We start from the raw sequence: 25,509 nt of genomic DNA on the forward strand, positions 1-25,509 counted from the left end.
GTCTGAGGGGGCCGGAGCAGATGCGATAGACATAACAATACGGGGAACCATGTCAGCAACCACCGCCACCAGCGAAGCCGGCGCACTTGCGGATCGCGAACCGAGCGCAAAGGAAATCCGGCTTGTCGTCGGCGCATCGAGCGCCGGTACGATCTTCGAATGGTACGATTTCTTCATCTACGGAACGCTCGCTTACATCCTGAAAGATGCGTTCTATAACGTCGATGATCCCACGCTCGGCCTGCTGCTGGTCTGGTCCACTTTTGCGGTGGGTTTCGCGTTTCGGCCCATCGGAGCGATCCTGTTCGGTTTTCTAGGTGACAGGCTGGGGCGCAAATACACGTTTCTTGTCACGGTTACCCTTATGGGGATCGCGACCGCAGGCGTCGGGTTCATCCCGACGGTCAGTTATCTCGAAGACAATTACGGCGAATCCTACGTCGTAATCGCGCCGTTGATCGTGATCTTCCTGCGCATCCTTCAGGGCCTCGCGCTTGGCGGAGAATATGGCGGCGCAGCGATCTACGTCGCCGAGCACGCCCCGCCCGACAAGCGCGGGTTCTACACCAGCTTCATTCAGGCGAGCGTTGTTGGTGGCTTTGTGCTTTCCATCATTGTCGTTCTTTCAACGAGCGCGCTGATGGATACCGAAAGCTTCGAGGCATGGGGCTGGCGCATACCCTTTCTGCTCTCGATTGCGCTCCTCGCGATCTCGCTTTGGATGCGCTTGATGCTTTCCGAGAGCCCGGTCTTCCAGGCGATGAAGGAGGCGGGTGAGACCTCTTCCAATCCGTTCGTCGAGAGCTTTACTTATCCCGGCAACAAGAGCCGCATCTTCATCGCGCTGTTCGGTGTGACCGGCATCCTGACGACGATCTGGTACACCGCTTTCTTCTCGTCGCTCAGCTTCCTTCGCGGGCCAATGAACATGGACCCGCTGACCGTAAACTGGGTGCTGCTGATCGCGGGCGCAATTTCGATGTCATTCTACATCGTCGTGGGCAAATGGTCCGACACGATCGGTCGGAAGCTACCGATTACCGTTGGCGCTGCGATTACCTTGCTCGCGCTATTCCCTGCGTTCTGGGGCCTGGGCGCTCTCGCTAATCCGGGGCTTTCGGATGCAGCGGAACGTTCGCCCGTGGTGGTGAGCGGGCCGGGCTGTGTCACCGATCCCTTCGCTGAATTGTTCGACCGCGAGCAGACCGATTGCGGCAAGGTGCTTGAGACGCTGACGGCTTCGGGCGTGCCTTACACTCTCAGCGAGGGTGGTGAACTCAGCCTCTCGGCTGCCGGGAACGACATTCCGATCGCCGATGAGTGGATCGAAAGCGGCACGGCGCGCAGCGCCGGTATTCGCGAGGCGCTTAGCCAGTACGGTTTCGACTTCACTCCGCAGCAACCGCCGATTGCAAACCTTGTCGGGATCATCGCGATCCTGCTTGGCCTCGGCGTTTTGTCGGCGCTGACATACGGTTCGGTGGCGGCGCTGCTTTCCGAGATGTTTCCGCCCAAGATCCGCTACTCTTCGATGTCGATCCCGTATCACATCGGAGCGGGCTATCTCGGCGGCTTCCTGCCCTTGATCTCAGGGATCATCGTTGCGAGCACCGGCAATGTCTATTCGGGCCTTTGGTACACTTGGGTCGTTGTCGCGTTCGGCCTGGTAGTCGCGTGGTTCGGGCTGAAGGGCGGACCACCCACGGACTTTGAAGATAATGCAGCCTGACAAGGCCGACAGGTCTAGCCTTCCGCCAAGCAGCAATGAGCTCAGGGTCGATACCGAGGCTTTGAAGGACAATTGGCGCATGCTCGATAGAATGTCGGGCGATGCCGGCGCGGGGGCTGCGGTCAAAGCTGATTGCTATGGTCTCGGCGTGAGCATCTGCGTCCCCACACTCGTTGAGGCGGGATGCCGCAATTTCTTCGTCGCAAATTGGGACGAGGCGGAGGAGCTGTCGCATTACGTCGCACCTGAGCAGATAGCGGTTCTGCAAGGTCCGGTGACGCCGCAGGAAGCAGATTTTGCGAAAGCCTCGGGCATCTTGCCAGTCATAAACTCGATCCATCAGGCGAAGCTCTGGACCAAGGCAGGGGGCGGCACCTGCCATCTGATGATCGACACCGGGATCAATCGTCTTGGCATCGCTCCATCCGACATTTCCGATCCCGCGATTGCTGCGCTCGATATCGACGTCGCCATGAGCCATCTGGCGAGCGCCGACGAGGACGGCCCGATGAATGCACGGCAACTTGCGCTCTATCGCGAATGCCTCGGCTCGGTTCGACACAAGCGTGAGAGCCTTGCCAACAGTGCAGGCATCGCCCTCGGCATGGATTACGCGTTCGATCTGACCCGACCCGGCCTCGCTCTTTATGGAGGTATCGCTCGACCGGAGCTCGAAGGAAGGATCAAGCAGGTCGCTTACATCAAAGCATGCGTTCTGCAGACCCGCTCGCTCAAGGCCGGCGACGCGGTGGGCTATAACGGCGAGTTCGTAGCGAGCGAGCCGATGCGGGTCGGTACGATCTCGATCGGCTACGCAGACGGGTTCCTGCGCGCTCGCGGGCCTGGTGAAGCGTTTATGTTCGAAGGGAAGCGCCTGCCGCTGCTGGGAAAGGTGTCGATGGACATGGTCGTCGTCGACCTCGCCCACGCTCCCGAGGTGAAAGAAGGCGACTGGCTCGACGTGCCGTTCGACCTTTTGAATGCTGCGCGGCAAAGCTCTGTTTCTCAATATGAATTGCTTACCGTTCTCGGACGCCGCCTGCGACACTGGTCGTAGGTGTTCTTCGCAACTGCGAACATTCCTTGCGCTGTTATTGCGCTGCACATTGTGCAGATGCTAAGACGGGTACTTCACGAGACGTCGCATTGGGATTTGAGAGATATGGCTCGCAAGGCAACCGAAGACGCCGCCGCTGACGCGGATGGCGCAATCGTCATCAAGAAATACGCAAACCGCCGCCTCTACAACACGGCGAGCTCGAGCTACATCACGCTCGATGACCTGGCCAAAATGGTGCGCGACAATGTCGACTTCGCAGTCTTCGATGCAAAGAGCGGAGAAGACATCACCCGCTCGATCCTCACCCAGATCATCATGGAAGAGGAATCGAATGGCGGTCAGATGCTGCCGGTCAGTTTCCTGCGCCAGCTGATCGGGATGTACGGCAATTCGATGCAGTCGATGATGCCGTCTTACCTCGAAGCGAGCATGCAGAACTTCCGCGACAATCAGACCAAGATCCGCGAAGCGTTTGAAAAGGGTATGGCCAACAATCCGCTTACCGCGATCCACGAAACCAATATGGCGATGATGCGCGCAGCGGCTGAAACGCTGATCCCGGGTGCCAAGGGCCTCGGCAAGACCGCCAAGCCAGAGCAGCCCGCCAACGACGGCTCGACCGAGGAAATCGCCGCGCTGCGCGAGCAGATGGCAGCGATGCAAAAGAAGCTGGACGATCTCGCCAAATAAGGCCACCAATCCGGCGACAAGCTCGCATGGGCGATAACAGAACAAGTCTAAGCAGGAAAATCAGTGGCTAACATCAGGCACGCGCTCAACGTGAAGCGCGAAGACGACTTTGCCAAATGGTATCAGGAAGTGATTTCGGCAGCCGATCTCGCCGAGGAATCGGGCGTGCGCGGCTGCATGGTGATCAAGCCGTGGGGCTACGGCATCTGGGAGCGCGTTCAGCGCCTCATGGATGACCGGATCAAGGCGGCCGGTATCGCCAATGCCTATTTCCCGCTCTTCATCCCGCTTGCAAATTTCGAGCGCGAGGCCGACCACGTCGATGGCTTCGCAAAGGAAATGGCCGTCGTCACGCACCACCGCCTGATCGCGGATGGGAAGGGCGGGTTGATCCCTGACCCCGAAGCCAAGCTTGAAGAGCCGTTGGTGGTTCGCCCCACGTCTGAGACGATTATCGGCGATGCTATGGCGCGCTGGATCCAGTCGTGGCGTGATCTCCCGTTGATGCTTAACCAGTGGGCGAACGTGGTGCGCTGGGAAATGCGCACCCGCATGTTCCTGCGCACTTCAGAGTTTCTCTGGCAGGAAGGCCACACGGCACACGCAACCCGCGAAGAGGCTGTCGAAGAAACGCACCGCGCACTCGAAATGTACCGCGCCTGCGTCGAGGAAGACCTCGCCATGCCGGTAATCGCAGGTGAGAAGCCCGAGAACGAACGCTTCCCCGGCGCGGATGAAACCTGGTCGATCGAGGCCATGATGCAGGACGGCAAGGCACTGCAAGCCGGCACGTCGCACTATCTCGGAACCAGTTTCGCCAGCGCTGCTGGCATCCAGTATCAGGACAAGGAAGGCACGCAGCAGCTGTGCCACACGACCAGCTGGGGGACCTCCACCCGCATGATCGGCGGCGTCGTCATGACCCACGGCGACGACGATGGCCTGCGCGTTCCGCCGCGCATCGCCCCGCACCAGATCATCATTCTGCCGATGCTTCGTGAAAAGCCTGAGGACGAGGTTGTGCTGGCTTATTGTGAGGAAGTTCGCGCGGCTCTTGCAAGTCAGTGGTCGATGGGTGAGCCCGTTCGCGTGTTGCTCGACAAGACGCCGGGCAAGGCGGCCGCGAAACGCTGGAGTTGGGTGCGCAAGGGTGCACCCGTAATCGTCGAGGTTGGCCCTCGCGACATGGACGAAGGCAAGGTCGCCGTTCTGCGCCGCGATGCGCTGTGGAACATGGACAACGGCAAGCCCGCCATGGCCTTCACTCCCAAGGGCGAATTTATCGACGGTGCCGCCGCTCTCTTGGAAGACATTCAGAACAGCCTCTTCACCAAAGCGCGCGAGCGCCGCGATGCCAACATTACGCGCGGCCTGACCCAGTGGGGTGAAGTGCAGGACTTCTTCAAGTCGAACGGCAAGTATCCGGGCTGGGTAGAGGTCGAGTGGGCCAAGCCTACCGGCGCTGCGCTTGAAAAGGTCGTTGAGCAGTTGAAGGCCGAAAAGCTCACGCTTCGCAACGTCCCGCGCGACGCCGATGCAGGAGATGGTATCTGCATCTTCACCGGTGAGCCTGCGGTTGAGCGCGTGCTGGTCGCCCGCGCCTATTGACCGCTTCCGGTTGATCTGCGGGCCCGTGCGCGGCACAAGCTCGCACATGATCAAGCCCAGCCTCGCAATCGCCCTCGTTCTCGCCGCGCCCGCAGTGGCGACATCAATCACCGCCGACGAACTCGTCGAGTGGGAAGATCACCTGGCCGAGCAGGTTTCGGAAGATCGCATGCGCGCTGACATGGACACCATCGTCGGCTTCGGCACGCGCCATACGCTTTCGAGCCAGACTGATCCGGAGCGCGGAATCGGGGCTGCGGTAAACTGGGCGCTCGACGAATTCCGCCGCATCTCCAGTGCCTGCAACGACTGTCTTGAAGTCATGGCCGTCAGCGACACCGTAACGGGCGACCGTATTCCCACACCGACACTTGTTCGCAATGCCGTTGCCATCCAGCGAGGCACCGAGCGGCCCGATGAAGTCATCATCGTGCAGGCGCATTACGACAGCCGCGTGAGTAATGCCCTCAACGCGACCGACGATGCGCCGGGCGCAAACGACGATGGCTCAGGAAGCGTCATGGTGCTCGAAGCTGCTCGCATCCTGAGCCAGCGCGAGCATCCCTCGACCATCATCTACGCGCTCCTTACAGGCGAGGAACAGGGGCTGTTCGGCGCCCGCATCCTTGCCGACTGGGTCGAGAGCCAGGGCATGACGGTCAAGGCTGTCCTCAACAACGACATGATCGGAAACTCATGCGGCTCGGATGGCTATTGCGATGCAGAACATGTCCGCGTCTTTTCCGAGGGGCTGCGCGCCGATTCCACCGCTCGCCTGCGCGCTCGGCAACGCCGGTTTGGCGGCGAAAACGATTCTCCCGGCCGCAACCTTTCGCGCTGGCTCGATGAAGTCGCCTCGAGTAATCCGGATGGTATGCAGGTCAGGCAAATCTGGCGCACCGACCGCATGGGTCGGGGCGGGGATCAGATCCCTTTTCTCGATAAGGGCTACCCGGCTGTCCGCATCACCGTCGCAGTCGAGGATTACGAGCATCAGCATCAGGACCTGCGAACGGAAGACGGTATCAAGTACGGCGATACGGTGGACGAGCTGGACTTCGATTACCTGACCAGAGCCGCGCAGCTAAACGTGCGCGCCCTTCACAACCTTGCCATGGCTCCGATGCCGCCGAGGGTGTCCGCTGATGCGGCGGTCAGGACCGATACGGAGATATCATGGCAGGCTGTGCCGGGGGCAAAACTCTATGTGGTTCATAGGCGCCGCACGGATGAATCGTACTGGGATTCTGATGAGACTGCCTTGGTCTATGCTGATCGCCCCGTCGAAGCGAACGCAGCGGCTGCCGATGAGGCACGCCGCTTCAGCCACATAGAAAACCTTCGCGGAGACGACTGGATTTTCGGGGTTCAGGCTTGCAACGGCCCCTATTGCTCGCCCGTAGCGAGCGCGGTTCCGGGCGGTGCATTCGAGCCCGTGAAGCAGCCTGAGGGTGACAGCGACTAGTCGCGTCTCCATATGGGGCGTATATGGCAAAACGCTCCCCTAAATTCGCACCCGGCCTTCCGACAAAGAAGCAGGTGCTCGAATTCATCCAGACCTCTGACACGACCGCCGGAAAGCGCGAAATTGCGCGCGCTTTTGGGCTCAAGGGGCAGGAAAAGATCGCGCTCAAGAAACTGCTTAAGGACATGGCCGAGGAAGGCCTGATCGACGGCAAGAAGACCGCTTATCACCGCATGGGCGGCGTTCCGAAGGTCACTGTTCTACGCGTTATCGAGATCGAGGATGGCGAAGCGATTGCGATACCGGACAATTGGTCACCCGATGCGCCGGACAAGCCTCCGCGCCTGACCGTGCGCGAGTTGAAAGGGCGGGGCGGAAAACGTGCTGCGGCGCTCAAACGCGGTGATCGGGTGCTGTCGCGCACCGAGGAAACCGAGCGGGGCTGGGTCGCCTTTCCGATCAAGAAATTGCCTGCTCGGACCGAGGGCCTGATGGGCGTGGTCGAGATGGATGGCACCGGCAAACCCTGGCTCGCCCCCGTCGACAAGCGCATTCGCCGCTCCACTCCGATCAGCGATCTGGGCGGCGCGGAAGAGGGGCAGCTTGTGCTCGCTGAACGGGCAGGGCGGTCGGAGCGCGCTGGCGTGCGCGTGGTCGAGGTGATCGGCGACCCGCTCGCACCGAAGAGTTTCAGCCTCATTGCGATTGCCAAACACGGCATCCCGCATGTCTTTCAGGAAGGCGTTCACGAGGAAGCCCAACGCGCAGCCAACCTTAAGCTGTCGGACAAGCATCGCGAGGACCTGCGCGATCTGCCCATCGTCGCCATCGACCCTGCTGATGCGCGCGATCATGACGACGCAATCTGGGCCGAGCCCGACGGCAAGGGCGGTTTTGACGCAAAGGTGGCGATTGCCGATGTGAGTTTCTACGTCCGCCCTGGTTCCGCACTGGACAAGGAAGCGAGGAAGCGCGGCAATTCGGTATATTTCCCAGACCGCGTCGTCCCGATGCTGCCCGAAATTCTGTCCGCCGATGTCTGCTCTTTGCGCGAAGGCGAAGACCGTGCGGCGATGGTCTGCCACTTTCACATCGATGGAGAGGGCAGGGTCGAAAATGTTCGCTTCTCCCGCGCGCTCGTGCGGATTGCTCATGTGATCCCGTACGAGGAAGCGCAGGCGACGATGGACGCTGGGGATGCGCCCGCATTCCTCACCAACCTCTGGGGCGCATGGGAGTTGCTCGCCAAGGCGCGAGCGGCGCGCGATCCGCTCGAGCTTGAATTGCCCGAGCGCCGCGTGGTCCTCAACGACGAGGGCCAGATTGCGGAGATCGCTGTGCGCGAAAGGCTCGATGCGCACCGCGTAGTCGAAGATTTCATGATTGCGGCCAATGTCGCTGCTGCAAAGGCGCTGGAGGCGAAGACCTCGCCCGTCGTCTACCGCGTCCACGAACCGCCGAGCCGTGAGAAGCTGATTGCGCTGCGAGATTACATGGCGACGATGGGCAAGAAGCTGGCTCTGGGGCAGGTGGTGACGCCGGGTCTGTTCAATCGCATGCTCAAGGACGTCACCGACGAGAGCGAGAAGGCGCAGGTGATGGAAGCGGTGCTGCGCAGCCAGATGCAGGCCTATTACGGACCGGCCAATGCGGGGCATTTCGGTCTGTCGCTTGGGTCCTATGCGCACTTTACCTCGCCGATCCGACGCTATGCCGACCTTCTTGTGCACCGCGCTCTCGTCGATGCCTACAAGCTGGAGCAGCCCAAACCACCCGGGTCGCTGCCTGATACGACGGGGCTTTCGGACAAGGATCGTAAGAGCCTGCAAGAGGTCTCCGACGCGATCAGCCAGACCGAACGCCGCGCAATGGAAGCAGAGCGCGACACGATCGACCGCTATGTCGCAGCGTGGCTATCGGGACGTGTGGGCGAGAACTTCGAGACGCGGATTACAGGTGTGCAGGGCTTCGGCTTCTTCGCGACAATCGTGGGGCTGGGCGGCGACGGGCTGGTGCCCGTCTCGACACTGGGCGCAGAACACTTCCGCCATGACGAAGCCGCACAGACTCTCGTCGGAGAGCAGACCGGCACGACCTACTCGGCCGGCGACCGGCTGACACTGCAACTGGCGGAAGCCAACCCGCTCACAGGCGCGCTCAAATTCGTGCCGGTGGATGAGGATGGCAATGTCATCGATGCGCGGGGGAGCAGGCCCGCACCCCGTTACGGCCGTCCTGGCAAGCCACCCAAGAAGGCGGGCAAGTTCCAGGTCGGGAAACGCGGAAGGCCCGGAAACATTCGCCATCAGGGAAGAAAGCGGAAATGAATGGCGAAACCTTTGCCTCGTTCAAACGTAAGCGAAGCAAAGGAGAACCATCATGATCAAGCCCGGAACCCAAGTCCCAGCTATCGACCTGCCGCTCACCATCGGTGCGCGCTATGACCTGTCGAAGCAGCATCCTGACCATTTCACGCTCGTCGTGATGTATCGCGGCAAGCACTGCCCGATCTGCAAAGGGCAGCTGAAGGACCTCGCCTCGAAGCTCGACGAATTCACCAAGCGCGGCATCAACGTGGTTGCCGTCTCGATGGATTCGAAGGAGCGCGCGATGGTTGTCGACGAGGAATGGGATACGGGCGATGTCCCGCTCGCCTATGACATGAGCGAGGAGACCGCACGCGAATGGGGTCTCTACATTTCGGAGAAGCGCGAAGGCAGCGATGAGCCTGACAAGTTCTCAGAACCCGGCATGTTCCTCGTGCGTCCCGATGGCACGCTTTACTTCGCCAGCATCCAGAACGCGCCGTTCACCCGTCCGCCGCTCGACGATCTGCTGCAGGGCATCGATTACATCACCAAGAACGATTATCCGACACGCGGCACGCTGACCTGAGCGAGGCTCTCAATCGAACATCACTAAAGGCCGGTCACGCTTCGTGATCGGCCTTTGTTTCGTCATAGCCCTCAGGGATTACATATAGGGGGCAGGGGAGTGATCCCGCATTGGCTGCGAAGTGTGTCACCAGCGGACCCGGCGCTCCGTTTGCGGCTGCTCCCAACACCAAGGCCGCGACTTCGCGGTGGCGTTCAAGAAACTCGCTGACGATCTGCGTGCCCTTGCCGATTTTCACTGAGATTGTCGGCATGATCCCACTCTCGGCGAGCAAATTGCCCGCCACACCGTGCGCAAGCACCTCTGCGCGGTCACGTGCCTCTTGCTCGATCGTTGCCTGAACGCCTCCGAAGGCGCTGAAGTTTTGCTGTGCCACCAGCGCAAGAATATGAACCGCGCCGTCAACCTGGACAGCGCGCCGGGCTGCAAACCGCATCGCCGCGCGCGCTTCGTCGCTTTCGTCCATCACGATCAGGAATGTACGCATTCGTGTCTCAAGCCCACCCTCTCCAAGTGGCGTGGTATCCGGCCAATCGATCAGATTTGCAAGTCGGGCATCTGGAGCATGCAGGGCTTGCGACCTGCGCATGAAGCACTAAACGGGTCGAACGCCCCTACGGCACCGCTGGCCGTGCGCGGCGCATGGGAGTCAAAACGCACACATGGCAATCGAACTGAAAATGCCCGCCCTTTCCCCCACGATGGAGGAGGGGACGCTTGCCCGCTGGTTGGTCAAGGTCGGAGACGAGATCGCATCGGGCGATATCATGGCCGAGATCGAGACCGACAAGGCGACGATGGAGTTCGAAGCCGTCGATGAAGGCACGCTGGCGGCAATCCTCGTCGAAGAAGGCACAGAGAATGTGGCGGTCGGCACGGTCATCGCAATGCTTGCTGAAGAAGGCGAAGACGTGAGCGATGTCAGCGCGCCCTCCGGTGATGCGGCACCAGCGCCCACGCCCGCCCCGGCGCCAGCTCCCAAATCGGCTCCCGCATCCAGTGAAGGCGTCAAGGCCAGCCCGCTGGCTAAGCGCATTGCCGCCAACGAAGGCGTGGACCTTGCATCCGTCGAAGGCTCTGGCCCCAAGGGTCGCATAGTGAAAGCCGATGTCGAGGCAGCCGCTGGCGGTTCTTCATCGCAGCCACGTTCGGGCGACCGCGTCATTGCCTCGCCGCTTGCGAAGAAGATGGCGGGCGAGCAGGGCATCGACCTTGGCGATGTTTCGGGCACAGGTCCGGGTGGTCGGATAATCAAGGCCGATATCGACAATTACGAGCCTACTCCCGCAGCTTCTCCAGCTCCCGCGCCCGCTGCGAGCGAAGAAAAAACTGCGAAACCCGCGCCTCAGGCGCCCGAACACGGTGCTCCGTTCGAGGAAGAGAAGCTCTCCAACGTACGCAAGGTCATCGCGCGCCGCCTGACCGAGAGCAAGCAGACCGTCCCGCACTACTATCTCACTATGGATATCGTGCTCGATCCACTGCTCAAGCTGCGCAAGGAACTGAACGCCAGTCTCGAACCCGATGGGGTCAAGCTGTCGGTCAACGACCTGCTCATCAAGGCGCTCGCCCGCGCGCTCATCCGCGTGCCGCAGTGCAATGTCAGCTATCACGGCGATACGATGCGCAAATACTCGCGCGCCGATATCTCGGTCGCGGTGGCAGCGCCTTCGGGTCTCATCACCCCGGTCATCACCGAAGCCGATACGAAGGGCCTTGCCCAGATCTCTAAGGAGATGAAGGAACTTGCCGGCAAAGCCCGCGACGGCAAGCTGCAACCACACGAATATCAGGGTGGCACAGCAAGCCTGTCGAACCTCGGCATGTTCGGGATCAAGCAGTTCGATGCGGTCATCAACCCGCCGCAGGGCATGATCCTTGCCGTGGGTGCAGGCCAGCAAGTGCCATACGTAATTGACGGCGAGATCAAGCCTGCGACTGTGCTCCACGCAAGCGGCAGCTTCGACCACCGCGCCATCGACGGCGCAGAGGGTGCTCAGCTGATGGAAGCGATCAAGCAGCTAGTTGAAAACCCGATGGGGCTGTTGGTGTGAACCTTGCCCTGATCGGCAAGGCGGTGATCATTGCACTTTGCGCTGCGGTAGCAGCGTGGGGCTATGTCGCCTTGCTGGGTTTTGTGCACACCATGACGACGGGCGAACAGCAATTCAGCACAGAGGCGGCATTGACGACATTGGGCTTCTCGCTGCTCGGAAGCTTTGCAATCGGTCTTCCAACAGCATTGCTCACCTATTTCCTCTCATCGCGCCACCTGATCTACTCGCCCACGACCGTGATGATCACCGGATTGCTCTCCGGCGTGATGCTTGTCCTTGCAAGCTTTGTGCTCGGCGGGGAGGCGGGAATTGTCATGTTGGGCGTGCCCGCCCTAATCGCCGCGATCACCTTCGCGGTTCTGGGCTGGTACTGGATCCTCAAACCCAAGCGCGAGGCGATCATCAACGAGGCTGCCCATGGCTGACCGCGAACTCATGATCCGCGCCACCGCAATGCCGACCGATCTCAATCCGTACGGCGGGGTGTTCGGCGGCTGGCTGATGGCGCAGATGGCCTTGGGCGCGGGCGCGCTGGCGAGCCGCGTGGGGAAGGGCAAGGCGGTGGTGGTCCACGCAACCGACTTCACCTTTCCGGGCGCAATGGTGGTGGGCGATGAACTCAGCGTCTATTGCGAGATTACAGCGAGCGGGACCACGTCACTGACCATCAAGGCTGAAGGGGTCGGGCGCGAACGCGATGGGGAGGCGACCACCAAAGTGAGCGCCGGGACATTCAAATTTGTGCTGCTCGACGAGAACGACCGCCCGCGCAAAGTGGATCGCACCAAATGACAAAAGGCTGTCCTACATATGGCGTCCTGTGGCATCGCGAATGCCATGAATACGGCGAGTTCAAACCTCTTCTTTTCCCGCTTTTGTGCGGTTTTCAGAGCGTGTAGGGACGCTACACATATTTGCTCTTGGACCGTGTAACATGCGGTCCATGTTACACAGTTACATGAGGGATCGATGGCTGATACTGACTATGACGTGATCGTGCTTGGCTCGGGACCGGGTGGCTATGTGGCGGCAATCCGCGCATCGCAACTGGGTCTGAAGACCGCGATCGTGGAGCGCGAACTGCTTGGCGGCATCTGCCTCAACTGGGGCTGCATCCCGACCAAGGCGATGCTCCGTTCGGCAGAGGTCTATCACCAGATGCACCGCGCCAGCGAGTACGGGCTCAAAGTGGCGGGCGAGATCGAGGCTGACCTTGCCGCCATCGTAAAGCGCAGCCGCGGGGTCGCGAAACAGCTCAACCAGGGCGTCACGCACCTGATGAAGAAGAACAAGATCACCGTCCACATGGGCGAGGGCGTGTTGACTGGCCCAACCTCGCTCACGGTGAAAGGCGAGAAGGGCGAGGAGAAGCTGACAGCCAAGCACGTCATCGTCGCAACAGGAGCGCGTGCGCGCGACCTGCCGTTCGCTCCCGCTGACGGAAAGCGCGTCTGGACATACCGCCACGCGATGACACCGCCCGAACAGCCGACCAAGCTGCTGGTTATCGGTTCGGGAGCCATCGGGATCGAGTTCGCAAGCTTCTACAACGACATCGGCGTCGATGTGACCGTGGTCGAGATGCTCGACCGCATCGTCCCGGTCGAGGACGAAGAGGTCTCCACCTTCCTCGAAAAGAGCCTGACCAAGCAGGGCATCACGGTCATGACCGGGGCAGGGGTCGAAGATCTCAAGGTAACCGACAAGGGCGTTACCGCGACGATCAAGGACAAGGCGGGGAAGACCGAGACGACCGAATTCAGCCACTGCATCACCGCTATCGGGATCGTGCCCAACACCGAGGATATCGGCCTCGACGGTCTTGCCGAGATGGACCGCGGCTTCATCCAGATCGACGATTACGGCCGGACCAAGTCGGCTGGGCTATGGGCGATCGGAGACTGCACGCCGGGCCCGTGGCTTGCGCACAAGGCGAGCCATGAAGGGGTGACCGCCGCCGAGGCCATCGCTCAGGAGCTTGGCAACACGGACGTCCATCCCCATCCGCTCAACCGCGATGCGATTCCGGGCTGCACCTACTGCCACCCGCAGATCGCCAGCGTCGGAATGACCGAAGCCAAGGCGAAGGAAGCGGGCTACGAGGTGAAGGTCGGCAACTTCCCCTTCATCGGCAATGGCAAGGCGATCGCGCTCGGAGAAGCGGAAGGCTTCATCAAGACGGTGTTCGACGCAAAGACCGGGGAGCTACTTGGCGCTCACATGATCGGTGCAGAAGTGACCGAACTGATCCAGGGCTACACGGTCGGCATGACGCTGGAGACCACGGAGGAAGAGCTGATGCAGACGGTCTTCCCGCACCCGACGCTTTCAGAGATGATGCACGAAAGCGTCCTCGGCGCCTACGGCAAGGCGCTGCACATCTAGAGCCAGCGCTTGACCGCCTCGACTGTATCGGAAGGGGAGGAATTGAAGGCGACCTTGGCTTGCGGCGCGTGTTCGAGGATAAGGTTGATCAGTTTCTCGAACAGGAGGAACTGGTCATCATCCTTGCGAACCCCCGCGCCGATCAGGACAAGGTCGAAAGGCTTGCTGGCCAGGATTTCGGCAGCCTCTTCAGCGCCTTCGTCGCCGGTCCCGATGAAACCGACAGTCATGTCGAAGCCTTCTGCTTCCAGCGCCTCGCGGGTCTTTTCGGTCCCTTCCATGAGCTTCTCCGGCGAGAGATTCGGCCACTTGTCCCAGTCCACCACATCGGGGTGAAGACCCATCAGGACGACCTGCTTGCTCATGATACACTCCTTGCAAAGAGTGGCGGACAGGGTGGGATTCGAACCCACGAAGGGCTTGCACCCTTGCCGGTTTTCAAGACCGGTGCATTCAACCGCTCTGCCACCTGTCCGCGCGGAAATGCTCGCTAGCGACGTGCGCGCCTATTGTCACGCCTTTGCTTGCGGCTAAGAACGATATTCATGGCTCAAGGCACTCATGACTTCACACCGGACCCACGCAACGAGCGGATCCTGATCAATGTCAACGGCCAAATGGTGCCGCGCGCTGAGGCAAGCGTTTCGGTTTTCGATAGCGGTTTCATGCTGGGTGATGGCGTCTGGGAGGGCCTCAGGGTGCACCGCGGGAAGGTCGCGTTCCTAAACGCGCATCTGGACCGGCTCTACGAAGGTGCGAAAGCCATTGCGATGGACATTGGGCTGACCAAAGATCAACTTGCTCAGCGTTTGGATGAAACCATCGACGGAAATACCATGCGCGATGCTGAAGGTGTTCATATCCGTTTGATGGTGACACGCGGCATACGTTCAACACCTTACCAAGACCCGCGCGTCGTCATCTCACCTGCGACAATCGTGATCATCCCGGAATACAAGGCGCCGCTGCCCTCCACAATCGAGACCGGCATCAAGCTGTTCACCGTCCATGTGAGGCGCGGCGATCCCGCCGTGCAGGACCAAAAGCTCAATTCGCACAGCAAACTCAACTGCATCACTGCATGCATTCAGGCGACACAAGCAGGGGCCGACGAAGCGTTGATGCTTGATCCACATGGCTTCGTTGCGACCTGCAATTCCACTCACTTTTTCATCGTCCGCAATGGCGAGGTCTGGACATCGAGCGGCGATTACTGCCTCGGAGGGATCACACGCTCGAACGTCATCCAGGTTTGCCGCGAGGAGGGCATTCCGGTTTTCGAGAAGAACTTCTCCCTTACCGATGTTTACGGAGCACAGGAGGCCTTTGTGACAGGCACTTTTGCCGGCGTAGTGCCCGTAACGGAAGTGGACGGAAGAGCTCTCACGCCTTCGCGCGGCCCCATGGTGGAGCGGCTCCAGGGACTTTACCGCGGTCTTATGGATCGGGATGTCCAATAATGACGATCCGCATCGCCATGTGGAGTGGGCCTCGCAATATCTCGACTGCAATGATGCGAAGCTTTGGTGCGCGCTCCGATTGCGCGGTTAGCGATGAGCCCTTCTACGGAGCCTTCCTCAAGGATAGCGGCGAACCTCACCCGATGGCGGCGGAAACCATCGCAGACATGGATTGCGATTGGGACAGTGTGCTCGCCTTTCAATCCGGCCAAGCACCTGAAGGAAAGTCTGTCTGGTACCAAAAGCAGATGCCGCATCACATGATCGCACACGTCGATATCGGCGACATGCCCGATCATACTCATGCCTTCTTGATCAGGGCCCCTGAACGAGTAGTCGCCAGCTACCGCAACAAGAATGAGCTGAGGACGCCCGACATGCTGGGTTTTGCTCAGGTTCGTTCCTACTTTGAACGCGAGGCAGACCGGATCGGCAAGGCGCCTCCGGTCGTCGATTCCGATGCTGTTCTCGCCAATCCTTCTGGGACATTAGAAGCGTTATGCGATGCGATTGGTGTTGCCTGGGACCCTGCGATGCTCAGCTGGGAAAAAGGCCCTCACCCGGAAGACGGTGTCTGGGGCGAGCATTGGTACGACAAGGTTAATGCGTCGACAGGCTTTGGCGCGCCCCGAGGCGGATTGCCCGAACTCGACGGAGAGTATCAGAAAGCGGCCGATGCGTGCCGCGAAGACTATGAGTTCATGCGCAAATATGCGATTGAGTGAACAGGATTGCGGCAGCGGGCATGGCTGCGCAATCACCCCCGATTAATCTCGAAAGTGAGATACCTTACGCAATGACCCTCAAGCACTTCACTTCCCTTGCGATTTTAATCGCTGCATCTTTCGGCCTTTCGAGCGCGAGTACCCCTACACCTGCCCAGGCTCAAGTCGCACGCGACGGGATCGACTTTGATGCTTACCTTGAGCGGATCAAAGCGCGCGCACGCGGTGAAGGCGTAAGTCAGTCAACGATCGACCGCATGACCGCCGGCCTTACGCCTAATCCGCGCGTTATCCGGCTTGACCAGGGGCAGCCCGGTACACCGACGCGCCGGGGCTATCCGGCCATGGCGCCATACATCCGCACTCACGTAAACCCGACACGGATAGCAGGCGGACAGCGTGTCTATCGCGCTCACGTCGGCCAGCTGCGTGCGGTTGAGCGTGAATATGGCGTGCCAGGAGAAATCATCGTTGCGATCTTCGGGCATGAAACCTCCTACGGCGCGATCACAGGCAATTTCGATCTTTCACGGAGTCTAGCGACGCTCGCATGGGAAGGGCGCAGGCGCGAGCTTTTCGAAGGGGAGTGGGTCGCTCTCATGAAGGTCGCAGACAAAGGTTATTCGCGGGGCACGCTGGTGGGAAGCTATGCTGGTGCATTCGGCAATCCGCAGTTCTTGCCCTCGGTCTACCTTCGCCTTGCGGCCGACGGAGATGGCGATGGCCGCGCCGACATCTTCAATAACCGCGCCGATACGTTTGCCTCTATCGCAAATTACTTCCGCGACGCGGGATGGCGATCGGGTCAGCCGTGGGGCGTAAGGGCTGCTGTGCCGCGCGGTTTCGACGTGGATGCCTACAAAACCGAGCTTGTGGCGCCCGTCTGCCCGCGCGTTCACGAGCGTCACAGCCAATGGAAAACGGTCGCTGAATGGCGCGCTCTGGGTGTGCAGCCGCAGCGTTTCCTTCCCGACGACACATTGACGTCACTCTTTCAACCCGACGGACCCGGCGCACCGGCCTATCTGCTCACAAGCAACTACCGAGTGATCCTCGAGTACAATTGTTCGAACTATTATGCGATGAGCGTTGGCCTGCTCGCTGACGAAATCGTGAACTAGCACGCTTGGCTCCCTCGCAATGGTGAGCGGGCGCGATTATGGCAGCACCGTGTTTGCTAGAAACCACTTTATGAAAATCCAACGCGCGGTAGCGTTGCTGGTCATCCTTGCATTGGCCGCGGCCTCGCCTGCTAGCCGAGCGCAAGGTCCTGCTCCCGTTCCGGCACAGACTGAATTACCAATCGCGCTTCTGGTGGATGTTACCAGCGGGCAGGTGCTCTATTCGCGCAACGCGGACCGCCGGTTTGTGCCTGCATCCATCACCAAGGTCATGACCTTGTTCCACGCTTTCGAGTTAATTGAGGAGGGCGACCTCGATCCGCGCCAGACGCTCGTAATGAGTGACGAAGTCTGGGAAGAATGGGGCGGAGAAGGATCGACCATGTGGATCAACGCCGGCGACCGCGTGGCCGTTGATGACCTGCTGACAGGTATCGCCAATATCTCCGCCAATGACGGCTCAGCGATGCTCGCCGAAGGACAGGCCGGATCGATCTCGGCTTGGCTCGATGGCATGAACCAGAGGGCGCGCAGTCTGGAGATGGTCAACAGCCACTTCGGAACACCCAATGGCTGGCCAGACGAAGGGCGTACCTTCACGACGGCGAGCGACCTCGTGAAGCTGGCACAGGCGTTGATTAGTCGTCATCCGCAAAAATATGCGCGTTATATCGGGAAGCCCGGCTTTCGCTACAACGACATCGAGCAATTCAACCGCGACCCGATGATTGGCCGGGTTGCCGGGGCCGATGGCATCAAAACTGGTTACACGAACGAATCCGGCCTCGGCTATGTCGGCTCTGCAAAGCGCGATGGTCAACGGCTTGTCGTGGTGGTCGCTGGCATCTCGCGCGGATCAATCAGAGCCAGAGCTGCACGCGATCTGATTGAATGGGGTTTCGACGCTTTCGACCGCGAGCGACTTTACGCGAACGGAGAAGTGGTTGCTCGCGCGAGAGTGCAGGGTGGCAATTCGCGGTCCGTTGCTCTGCAGACAGAGCGCGATGTCTTTGTGAATGTGCCCAAAGGGCGATTGAGCGAACTTTCGCTGCGCGTCGAATATGATGGGCCTCTGCGTGCTCCGTTTGACTCCGGAGACCACGTTGCAACATTGGTCGTCGACGTTCCGGGTATGGAGCCGGCGCATCTTCCGCTCCTTGCCGCCGAGAGCGTGGGTGATGCGGGTTTCTTCTCCCGGATCTACAATGGGATTGCGGGGTGGTTCTCATGAGCGACGAGACTAGGGGACTATTCATCGCCTTTGAAGGCGGTGAGGGCACTGGAAAATCCACTCAAACACTCAAGCTGGCAGACGCCCTGCGTGCGCGCGGGAAAGTGGTCGAGGTGACGCGGGAACCGGGAGGTACTCCGGGCGCCGAGGCCATCCGGCAATTGCTCTTGCATCCTCCGGGTGATGGATGGGGCGCACAGGCAGAAGCCCTGCTATTTGCCGCAGCTCGCAGCGACCACGTGGCGCAGCACATCAAGCCATCGCTCGAAAAGGGTGTGTGGGTCGTGACCGACCGTTTTGTCGATTCAAGCCGCGCTTATCAGGGCGGGGCGGGGGGGCTTGGCGACGAGGCGATTACTGCGCTTCATGCGTTCGGGAGCGATGGCCTGAGGCCTGATCTCACGATCCTGCTCGAAGTTGACGAGGATCGTCTCACTCAAAGGCTTGCCGAGCGTGACGGTGGAACCAGCGATGCTATCGGCGGGCGAAGCGCCGATTATCATCGTGCGGTTGCTGCGCGTTTTCGAAAGCTCGCCGAAGCCGACCCGAATGGATTTCGCATAGTCGACGGGACAGGAACACCGGACGAGGTCCACAATCGCGTTCTCGATGCATTGGCCGACTTGCTCGGTCAGGATGGCAAATGACGAATTGGCCTAATCACGAGGGGCCATGGCGTGAATGGCGCGGCGCCATGTCCGGCGCACGGATGCATCACGGGTGGCTTCTCGCGGGGAAGAGTGGTCTGGGCAAACACGATTTCGCCATGGCAGCAGCGCGAGAACTCGTCGCGGAGGAAGGTATTCCGCAGCCGCCCGGCGACCACCCTGACATCATCGTGCTTACCTACGGTCCCAAGAACGACAAGGAAGCGCGCGCCGCCGCCGATGGAAAGGATTTCGAACGAGCGCGATCAATCCGCGTTGATCAGGTCCGCGCCATGCAGCGGCGACTGAACACGCGGCCAACACTTGGTTCGCGTCGCGTCGTTATCATCGATCCCGCCGATGACATGGAAGTCGCAGCTGCAAATGCGTTGCTCAAAAGTCTTGAAGAGCCTCCACAAGGTACATTCTTCATGCTTGTAACGCATCGCCCTTCACGGCTCCTCCCAACCATCCGGTCGCGCTGTCGCATCTTGCGCTTTCCGATCCTGAAAGATGTCCAGCTGGAAGAAATGCTTGACGCCTCAGGCATAGCTGGCGGGGGCGATGCGCGCCTTGCCGCTATTCGCGCTGCCGAGGGATCGTACGGTGCAGCTTTGCGCTTTGCTGAACAGGATCTTGGTCCTTTGGCCAACGCGATCAGTACCTTGCTCACGAAGGGCGATCCGCAGATGACGGGGCGCTCCGAACTGACACGTCTCATCGGGGGTAGGGCAGATCGGGTGCGATTGGATGCGGTGTTTGAGCTCGCACAGGCAGTGGTTGCCGACCTTGCCCGCAGCACGGATAATCCCGCTCAGCGCGCAAAGCTCGTCGATACACATCGCGATCTGGTGAAGCTGGCTGCGCAGGCCCCGACCTACAATTTCGACACGGGATTGCTGTCGGTCGAAATCGGCAGCTTGCTCACACGCGCTGCCCCGGCTAGCGAGCACGCCCATGTCCGATACTGAAAACGCACCCTACTACATCACCACTGCGATCAACTACCCTAACGGCCGTCCGCATATCGGTCACGCATACGAGGGTATCGCTGCTGACGTCATTGCGCGCTTCCAACGGCTCAAGGGGCGCGAGGTCCGGTTCCAGACCGGTACGGATGAACACGGGCTCAAGATGGCGCGCAAAGCGGAAGAGCAAGGCCGCACCCCGCGTGATCTGGCAGACGAAATGTCCGGCTACTTCCGCGAGATGGACGAAGCGCTGAACATCGACTTCGATCGCTTCATCCGCACAGTAGAGCCCGAGCATCACAGGGCGAGCCAAGCGATCTGGGAGCGGATGGAAGCCGCCGGCGATCTATACCTCGATCGTTACGAGGGCTGGTATTCGGTGCGCGACGAAGCGTACTATGACGAGAGCGAACTGGTTGAAGGTGAGGGCGAGCAGAAGCTTTCGCCGCAAGGCACTCCGGTCGAATGGACCGTTGAAGAAAGCTGGTTCTTCCGTCTGTCAAAATACGAAAAACCGCTTCTGGACCTGCTCAAAACGCCCGGTTTCCTTGAGCCTGCAAGCCGCCGCAACGAAATGATCGCTTTCGTCGAACAGGGCCTGCGCGATCTTTCGGTAAGCCGAACCAGCTTCGACTGGGGCGTGAAGGTGCCGGGTTCTGACAATCACGTGATGTATGTCTGGGTCGATGCGCTGACCAATTACCTCACCGGTCTTGGTTTCCCAGACGAAACGCCCGAGATGGAGAAGTTCTGGCCGGCCAGCCTGCATCTTATCGGCAAGGATATCGTGCGCTTCCACACGATCTACTGGCCGGCATTCCTGATGAGCGCGAACCTTCCTGTGCCCAAGAAAGTGTTCGGCCACGGCTTCCTTCTCAATCGCGGACAGAAGGAATCGAAGTCTCTTGGCAATGTCACAGACCCGCTCGAGCTTGCCGAACAGTTCGGTGTCGACAACCTGCGCTATTTCCTGATGCGCGAGGTCGCGTTCGGCCAGGACGGTTCCTATTCATCTGAAGCGATTGTGACGCGCACAAATGCGGAACTGGCCAACAGCTTTGGCAACCTCGCGCAGCGCACCCTGTCGATGATTGCAAAAAATATGGACGGGGTGCTTGAACCGTTCGAGCTAGCCGAAGTCGACACAGCGTTGCTCGCCGCCGTGAAAAACGCTTGTGCTACCGATCTTCCGCGAGAATTCGAGCAGCTGGCCTTTTCAGTCGGGATCGAGGTCTGGATCAAGGCGGTTTATGCCTGCAATCAGTATGTCGACGAGCAGGCACCCTGGACGCTCAAGAAAACCGATCCGGAACGCATGAAAGCGGTGCTCCAGACGCTTTTTTGCGCCATTCGCGATCTTGCCATCGCAATTCAGCCCATCGTGCCTGAAAAGGCTTCTGCAGTTCTCGACCAACTCGGTGTGCCGGAAAACGAGCGCCAGTTTGAACAGCTGCATGACCGTTCGTGGTTCGACCGGCTGGCGAAAAGCGGTCATGTGGTAGGCAAACCCACCCCGATCTTCCCACGCCTTGAATTGCCAGAGGCGGCCGAGGAGAAATCGTGATGCTCGTCGATAGCCACTGCCATCTTGAATACAAAGGACTGGTTGAGGATCAGGCAGGCGTCCTATCTCGCGCTCGTGAGGCTGGCGTAGGCGCCTTCCTCAACATCTCGACTAAACAGCGCGAATGGGAGCAGGTTGTCGGCACTGCGAACCGCGAGGCAGATGTTTATGCCAGCGTGGGCATCCATCCTCACGAGGCAGACGGTCATGAGGACTTGGGCCGCGAGGTGCTGCTTAAAGCAACCGACAACGCCAAGGTTATCGGGATCGGTGAGACTGGGCTTGATTACTTCTACGAGCACTCGGACCGGGTGACGCAGGCAAAGCTGTTTCGAATGCATATCGACGTGGCACGTGAGACGGGACTGCCGGTCATCATTCACACGCGCGATGCAGAAGACGACACGCTCGAAATTTTGGAAGACGAATTGGGGAAGGGGGCTTTTCCGGCGCTCATCCACTGTTTCACCGCTTCATCAGAATTCGGGCGCAAGGTCCTTGATCTGGGTCTTACGATTTCGCTGTCAGGAATCGTGACATTTAAGAATGCCAAGGACTTGCAGGCCACAGCTCGCGAAGTTCCCCAAGACCGGCTGCTGGTTGAAACGGACAGTCCGTTCCTGGCGCCTGTGCCCAATCGCGGCAAGGTTTGCGAACCTGCATTTGTCGCCGACACAGCGCGTTTCGTGGCTGAACTGCGCGGAATAGAAACCGAGCAATTGGCGGAGCAGACCACCGCCAACTTCACGAAACTGTTCAGCAAGGCTGGCCTGTGAGGCAACTGGCGTGAAGTTCATCATGCTCGGATCTGGCACGTCCACCGGCGTTCCGCGGATCGGCGGCGAAGATGGCGAGGGCGACTGGGGCGACTGCGACCCGGCCGAACCACGCAATCGCCGCACGCGCGTATCGATCCTTGTGGAAAGCGATGAAGGCAGGCGTCTGCTCATCGACACGTCCTCTGATTGCCGTGCTCAACTTCTCGCCAACAGGATTGACAAGATCGACGCGGTGTTCTGGACGCACGATCATGCCGATCACTGCCACGGCATCGACGATCTCAGAGTGCTCAGATATGGGCGCGGTGGCCCAATTCCGGCCTATGCGAGTACGGAAACCGTCAGGCGTCTGCGCCAGCGGTTTGGATATGTTTTTGCCGGTCAGGACGGGTATCCGACCATTTGCTCGCTGGAAACGCTAGAAAGGCTGAAGATTGTGGCTGGCTTCGGGGTCGAATGGTGCCAGATGGAACATGGACCTGGTGAGACGACCGGATATCGGTTCGAAGCTGACGGTAAATCAATTGCTTACGCGACAGACTTCAGTTCTATTTCGACAGAGATGGTTGAGCTTTATGACGGCGTCGACATCCTGGTGAGCGATTGTTTGCGGCGTGAGCCTCATCCAACTCATGCCCACCTGGCAATGGCTATCGAATTGGCCGAACGTTCTGGTGCCGGACAGCTTGTGCTAAGCCATCTCGACAAGAGTATGGATTACCGGACATTGGTTGACGAAGTGCCCGAAGGCGTAGTCGTTGGCTTTGACGGATTGGAGATGACGGCATGAGCGAAAGTTCCATTATCTCAATTGTTGCTTTGCTTGGATGGCTGATCCTAGCCGGGGGTGCGATCGCGAGTTTCAGGCTGGGTTGGGCAAAGATTGCTCAGCTGGCACTGGTGTGGCTCGCCATTTTTGCGGGGTTGTTCGTCGCAGCCGATCTGTTGGGGGCTCGATTGCCCACCTAACGCCACCATCACATATTTAACATAATATATATTATCAATTCTGACATTGAGGCCATTTGCTGAATGACCAAGGCCCCCCATTCGACCGAAATCGACCGCCTCCTTTCGATCATGGCGCACTTGCGCGATCCAGAGCGCGGATGCGAATGGGACCTTGCCCAGAATTTCGAAACCATCGCTCCGTACACAATCGAAGAAGCTTACGAAGTGGCCGACGCAATTGAACGCAAGGACATGGCTGACCTCAAAGGAGAACTCGGCGATCTCCTTCTTCAAGTTGTCTTTCATGCGCGCATGGCGGAAGAATCCGGACATTTCACGTTCGAGGATGTCGCACGTTCAATCAGCGACAAGATGGAAGCCCGCCATCCTCACATCTTCGGAAACGAAGGCGGCGCTATGACATCAGCCCGCTGGGAGGACCTCAAAGCTGCTGAACGCGAAGATATCGGCATGCAGAGCGCCATGGACGGCGTCGCCAACGCGCTTCCTGCGTTGCTGCGCAGCGAAAAACTGCAGAAGCGAGCCGCTCGCGTCGGTTTTGAGTGGCATGACATCAAAGGTCCTCAGGAAAAGCTCGATGAGGAACTGCGCGAGTTGGAGGAAGCGAGCGAGGATGAGCGTCTAGTTGAAGCTGGAGACGTCCTCTTCGTCGCAGTGAACATCATTCGGCGATATGGCGTTGATGCCGAAGCCGCGCTGAAAGCGTCAAACGCCAAGTTTGAGCGTCGTTTCAGGCAGATGGAAGAACTTTCAGCAGCCGATGGCCATGCATTCGACCAGCTGTCTCTCGAACAGCAGGAATCCTATTGGCAGAAGGTCAAACGTGCTGAGAAATCAACGCTATAAGGATGCGTACTGACCCAGTTCCTTAGGGTTGAGCCTAACCGTCAACCGGCGTTCTGGACCGTGCTCCCCTTCCCCGGCATCGCAATCCTCGAGGACGTCTCCGTGCGCATGCAGCCATGCAAGTCGCCGGCCGTCCGATGCAGGCAACGTGATAGTCACTTCTTTGGCCGACGCGGTTAACATGTCGGCGATCTTGTCTGCGAAAGCTTCAACACCTTCGCCGCTCGACGCTGAAAGAAGCACCGCGTCCTGTCCTGCTGCTGCCTCGCGCAGTTCCGTGAGAGTGTCTTCAGAAAGCAGGTCCGCCTTGTTCCACACTTCAAGGATTGGGATTTCGCTCTCTCCGCTCTCAGCATCGACGACACCGAGATCCGAAAGGACCTCCATGACCTGTTTCTTTTGAGCGGAATGCGCCGGGTTCGCCATGTCGCGAACATGACAAATGATGTCCGCGCCAGTCACCTCTTCGAGGGTGGCGCGGAAAGCGGCGACCAACTGCGTGGGAAGGTCCGAGATGAAGCCGACAGTGTCAGAAAGGATGGCTTTTTCCACGCCGGGCAAGCTGATAGCCCGCATCGTTGGATCCAGCGTGGCGAAAAGGAGGTCTTCAGCCATGACCTCCGCGCCGGTGAGGCGGTTGAAGAGGGTCGACTTTCCGGCATTGGTGTATCCGACAAGCGCAATGACGGGCCATGGCGCCCTCCCCCGCCTTTCACGGTGAAGCGTACGGGTCTTGCGCACCTGCTCAAGCTCTCGGCGCAATCGTCCCATACGCTGGCGGATCATACGGCGGTCTGCTTCGATCTGGGTTTCACCGGGGCCGCCAAGGAAGCCGAAACCACCTCGCTGCCGTTCAAGGTGGGTCCAGCTGCGGACAAGCCGGCTCTGCTGATAGTCGAGGTGCGCCAGTTCAACCTGGAGCCGCCCTTCAGCCGTCGCGGCACGCTCACCGAAAATCTCGAGGATCAATCCCGTTCGATCAATGACCTTGCGCTTGAGCTTGTCTTCAAGATTGCGCTGCTGGATCGGCGTCAATGCACCATCAACAATCACGAGCTCGCATTCGTGCTGTTCGCACAAGATCTTGATATTCTCGACCTGACCAGAGCCGAAAAGCGTGTTGGGTTGCATCTGACGGACGGGGAGGATTTCCGAATGCTCGATTGCAACGCCAATCGCCAGCGCAAGGCCTTCGGCCTCCGCCAGACGCTCGGCGGCATCAAGATCGTAGCTGAAACTCCTGATATCCGGACACAGGACAAGGGCCCGCGCACCGCGGGTGACCTCATCCATCAGGTCATCGT

Annotated in this window: 24 protein-coding genes and 1 tRNA gene; 21 read left to right on the forward strand and 4 right to left on the reverse strand. The window is 59.7% G+C overall.

Annotated elements, in window-relative coordinates; genetic code table 11:
- The first annotated feature begins 49 nt into the window (after window positions 1-49).
- From NAP1_RS05325 to NAP1_RS05355, 7 genes are all read left to right on the forward strand, one after another.
- Window positions 50-1,729 (forward strand): MFS transporter, encoded by a 1,680-nt coding sequence (locus NAP1_RS05325; protein WP_007164216.1) that lies wholly within the window; start codon window positions 50-52, stop codon window positions 1,727-1,729.
- Window positions 1,719-2,786, forward strand: a complete 1,068-nt coding sequence (gene alr / locus NAP1_RS05330) for an alanine racemase (protein WP_007164217.1) — start codon at window positions 1,719-1,721, stop codon at window positions 2,784-2,786. Before NAP1_RS05325 ends, alr begins: the two co-directional genes overlap by 11 nt.
- Before the next feature lie 105 nt (window positions 2,787-2,891).
- Window positions 2,892-3,479, forward strand: coding sequence for a polyhydroxyalkanoate synthesis repressor PhaR (phaR, locus tag NAP1_RS05335; RefSeq protein ID WP_007164218.1), 588 nt, complete (start codon window positions 2,892-2,894; stop codon window positions 3,477-3,479).
- 63 nt (window positions 3,480-3,542) lie between these two features.
- Entirely contained in the window at window positions 3,543-5,087 is a 1,545-nt protein-coding gene (gene proS, locus NAP1_RS05340; RefSeq protein WP_007164219.1) for a proline--tRNA ligase, read from the forward strand.
- Between the two features lie 46 nt (window positions 5,088-5,133).
- A complete protein-coding gene (locus NAP1_RS05345) occupies window positions 5,134-6,552 on the forward strand; it encodes a M28 family peptidase (protein WP_007164220.1) in 1,419 nt (472 codons plus the stop codon).
- Between the two features lie 23 nt (window positions 6,553-6,575).
- The gene (locus NAP1_RS05350; RefSeq protein WP_007164221.1) at window positions 6,576-8,879 is read left to right on the forward strand and encodes a ribonuclease R family protein; all 2,304 of its coding nucleotides are present in this window, start codon (window positions 6,576-6,578) and stop codon (window positions 8,877-8,879) included.
- A 52-nt stretch (window positions 8,880-8,931) separates the two neighbouring features.
- Window positions 8,932-9,447, forward strand: coding sequence for a peroxiredoxin-like family protein (locus NAP1_RS05355; protein WP_007164222.1), 516 nt, complete (start codon window positions 8,932-8,934; stop codon window positions 9,445-9,447).
- Window positions 9,448-9,481: 34 nt separating this feature from the next.
- Here the strand turns inward: NAP1_RS05355 and NAP1_RS05360 are convergent, their stop codons facing one another.
- On the reverse strand, window positions 9,482-9,934 hold the full coding sequence (locus tag NAP1_RS05360; protein WP_007164223.1) for a universal stress protein: 453 nt from the start codon (window positions 9,932-9,934) through the stop codon (window positions 9,482-9,484).
- A 175-nt stretch (window positions 9,935-10,109) separates the two neighbouring features.
- On the opposite strand from NAP1_RS05360, the gene NAP1_RS05365 reads away from it, so the two are divergent.
- The 4 genes from NAP1_RS05365 (at window position 10,110) to lpdA (ending at window position 13,889) form a co-directional block, all read left to right on the forward strand.
- Window positions 10,110-11,501, forward strand: a complete 1,392-nt coding sequence (locus NAP1_RS05365) for a 2-oxo acid dehydrogenase subunit E2 (RefSeq protein WP_007164224.1) — start codon at window positions 10,110-10,112, stop codon at window positions 11,499-11,501.
- Window positions 11,498-11,929, forward strand: a complete 432-nt coding sequence (locus NAP1_RS05370; protein WP_007164225.1) for a hypothetical protein — start codon at window positions 11,498-11,500, stop codon at window positions 11,927-11,929. The genes NAP1_RS05365 and NAP1_RS05370 overlap by 4 nt, the downstream gene beginning before the upstream one ends.
- Entirely contained in the window at window positions 11,922-12,296 is a 375-nt protein-coding gene (locus tag NAP1_RS05375) for an acyl-CoA thioesterase (RefSeq protein ID WP_007164226.1), read from the forward strand. The genes NAP1_RS05370 and NAP1_RS05375 overlap by 8 nt, the downstream gene beginning before the upstream one ends.
- 177 nt (window positions 12,297-12,473) lie before the next feature.
- A complete protein-coding gene (lpdA, locus tag NAP1_RS05380; RefSeq protein WP_007164227.1) occupies window positions 12,474-13,889 on the forward strand; it encodes a dihydrolipoyl dehydrogenase in 1,416 nt (471 codons plus the stop codon).
- Here the strand turns inward: lpdA and NAP1_RS05385 are convergent.
- Window positions 13,886-14,254, reverse strand: coding sequence for a hypothetical protein (locus tag NAP1_RS05385; protein WP_007164228.1), 369 nt, complete (start codon window positions 14,252-14,254; stop codon window positions 13,886-13,888). The two genes, lpdA and NAP1_RS05385, sit on opposite strands and share 4 nt — an antisense overlap.
- A gap of 20 nt (window positions 14,255-14,274) precedes the next feature.
- Window positions 14,275-14,364, reverse strand: a tRNA-Ser gene (locus tag NAP1_RS05390).
- 70 nt (window positions 14,365-14,434) lie between these two features.
- Between NAP1_RS05390 and NAP1_RS05395 the strand changes: the two genes are divergently transcribed.
- The 10 genes from NAP1_RS05395 (at window position 14,435) to mazG (ending at window position 24,205) form a co-directional block, all read left to right on the forward strand.
- Window positions 14,435-15,349, forward strand: a complete 915-nt coding sequence (locus NAP1_RS05395; RefSeq protein ID WP_007164229.1) for an aminotransferase class IV — start codon at window positions 14,435-14,437, stop codon at window positions 15,347-15,349.
- Window positions 15,349-16,074: a hypothetical protein gene (locus tag NAP1_RS05400; RefSeq protein ID WP_007164230.1), complete on the forward strand. Its 726-nt coding sequence runs from the start codon at window positions 15,349-15,351 to the stop codon at window positions 16,072-16,074. Before NAP1_RS05395 ends, NAP1_RS05400 begins: the two co-directional genes overlap by 1 nt.
- Before the next feature lie 71 nt (window positions 16,075-16,145).
- Window positions 16,146-17,195, forward strand: a complete 1,050-nt coding sequence (locus NAP1_RS05405; protein ID WP_007164231.1) for a lytic transglycosylase domain-containing protein — start codon at window positions 16,146-16,148, stop codon at window positions 17,193-17,195.
- 70 nt (window positions 17,196-17,265) lie between these two features.
- Window positions 17,266-18,426: a D-alanyl-D-alanine carboxypeptidase family protein gene (locus tag NAP1_RS05410; protein ID WP_040464268.1), complete on the forward strand. Its 1,161-nt coding sequence runs from the start codon at window positions 17,266-17,268 to the stop codon at window positions 18,424-18,426.
- Complete coding sequence (gene tmk, locus NAP1_RS05415) at window positions 18,423-19,073, forward strand: dTMP kinase (protein ID WP_007164233.1); 651 nt, start codon at window positions 18,423-18,425, stop codon at window positions 19,071-19,073. Before NAP1_RS05410 ends, tmk begins: the two co-directional genes overlap by 4 nt.
- Window positions 19,070-20,044, forward strand: a complete 975-nt coding sequence (locus NAP1_RS05420) for a DNA polymerase III subunit delta' (protein ID WP_007164234.1) — start codon at window positions 19,070-19,072, stop codon at window positions 20,042-20,044. Before tmk ends, NAP1_RS05420 begins: the two co-directional genes overlap by 4 nt.
- On the forward strand, window positions 20,031-21,608 hold the full coding sequence (metG, locus tag NAP1_RS05425; protein ID WP_007164235.1) for a methionine--tRNA ligase: 1,578 nt from the start codon (window positions 20,031-20,033) through the stop codon (window positions 21,606-21,608). The genes NAP1_RS05420 and metG overlap by 14 nt, the downstream gene beginning before the upstream one ends.
- Window positions 21,608-22,384: a TatD family hydrolase gene (locus NAP1_RS05430; RefSeq protein ID WP_007164236.1), complete on the forward strand. Its 777-nt coding sequence runs from the start codon at window positions 21,608-21,610 to the stop codon at window positions 22,382-22,384. The genes metG and NAP1_RS05430 overlap by 1 nt, the downstream gene beginning before the upstream one ends.
- A gap of 10 nt (window positions 22,385-22,394) precedes the next feature.
- A complete protein-coding gene (locus NAP1_RS05435; RefSeq protein WP_007164237.1) occupies window positions 22,395-23,177 on the forward strand; it encodes an MBL fold metallo-hydrolase in 783 nt (260 codons plus the stop codon).
- A gap of 242 nt (window positions 23,178-23,419) precedes the next feature.
- Window positions 23,420-24,205, forward strand: a complete 786-nt coding sequence (gene mazG / locus NAP1_RS05445; protein WP_007164239.1) for a nucleoside triphosphate pyrophosphohydrolase — start codon at window positions 23,420-23,422, stop codon at window positions 24,203-24,205.
- Here mazG and hflX read toward each other — a convergent pair.
- Window positions 24,200-25,498 (reverse strand): GTPase HflX, encoded by a 1,299-nt coding sequence (gene hflX / locus NAP1_RS05450; protein WP_007164240.1) that lies wholly within the window; start codon window positions 25,496-25,498, stop codon window positions 24,200-24,202. The genes mazG and hflX overlap by 6 nt on opposite strands.
- Window positions 25,499-25,509: the final 11 nt, after the last annotated feature.

This window comes from Erythrobacter sp. NAP1, from assembly GCF_000152865.1.
Lineage (GTDB): Bacteria > Pseudomonadota > Alphaproteobacteria > Sphingomonadales > Sphingomonadaceae > Erythrobacter.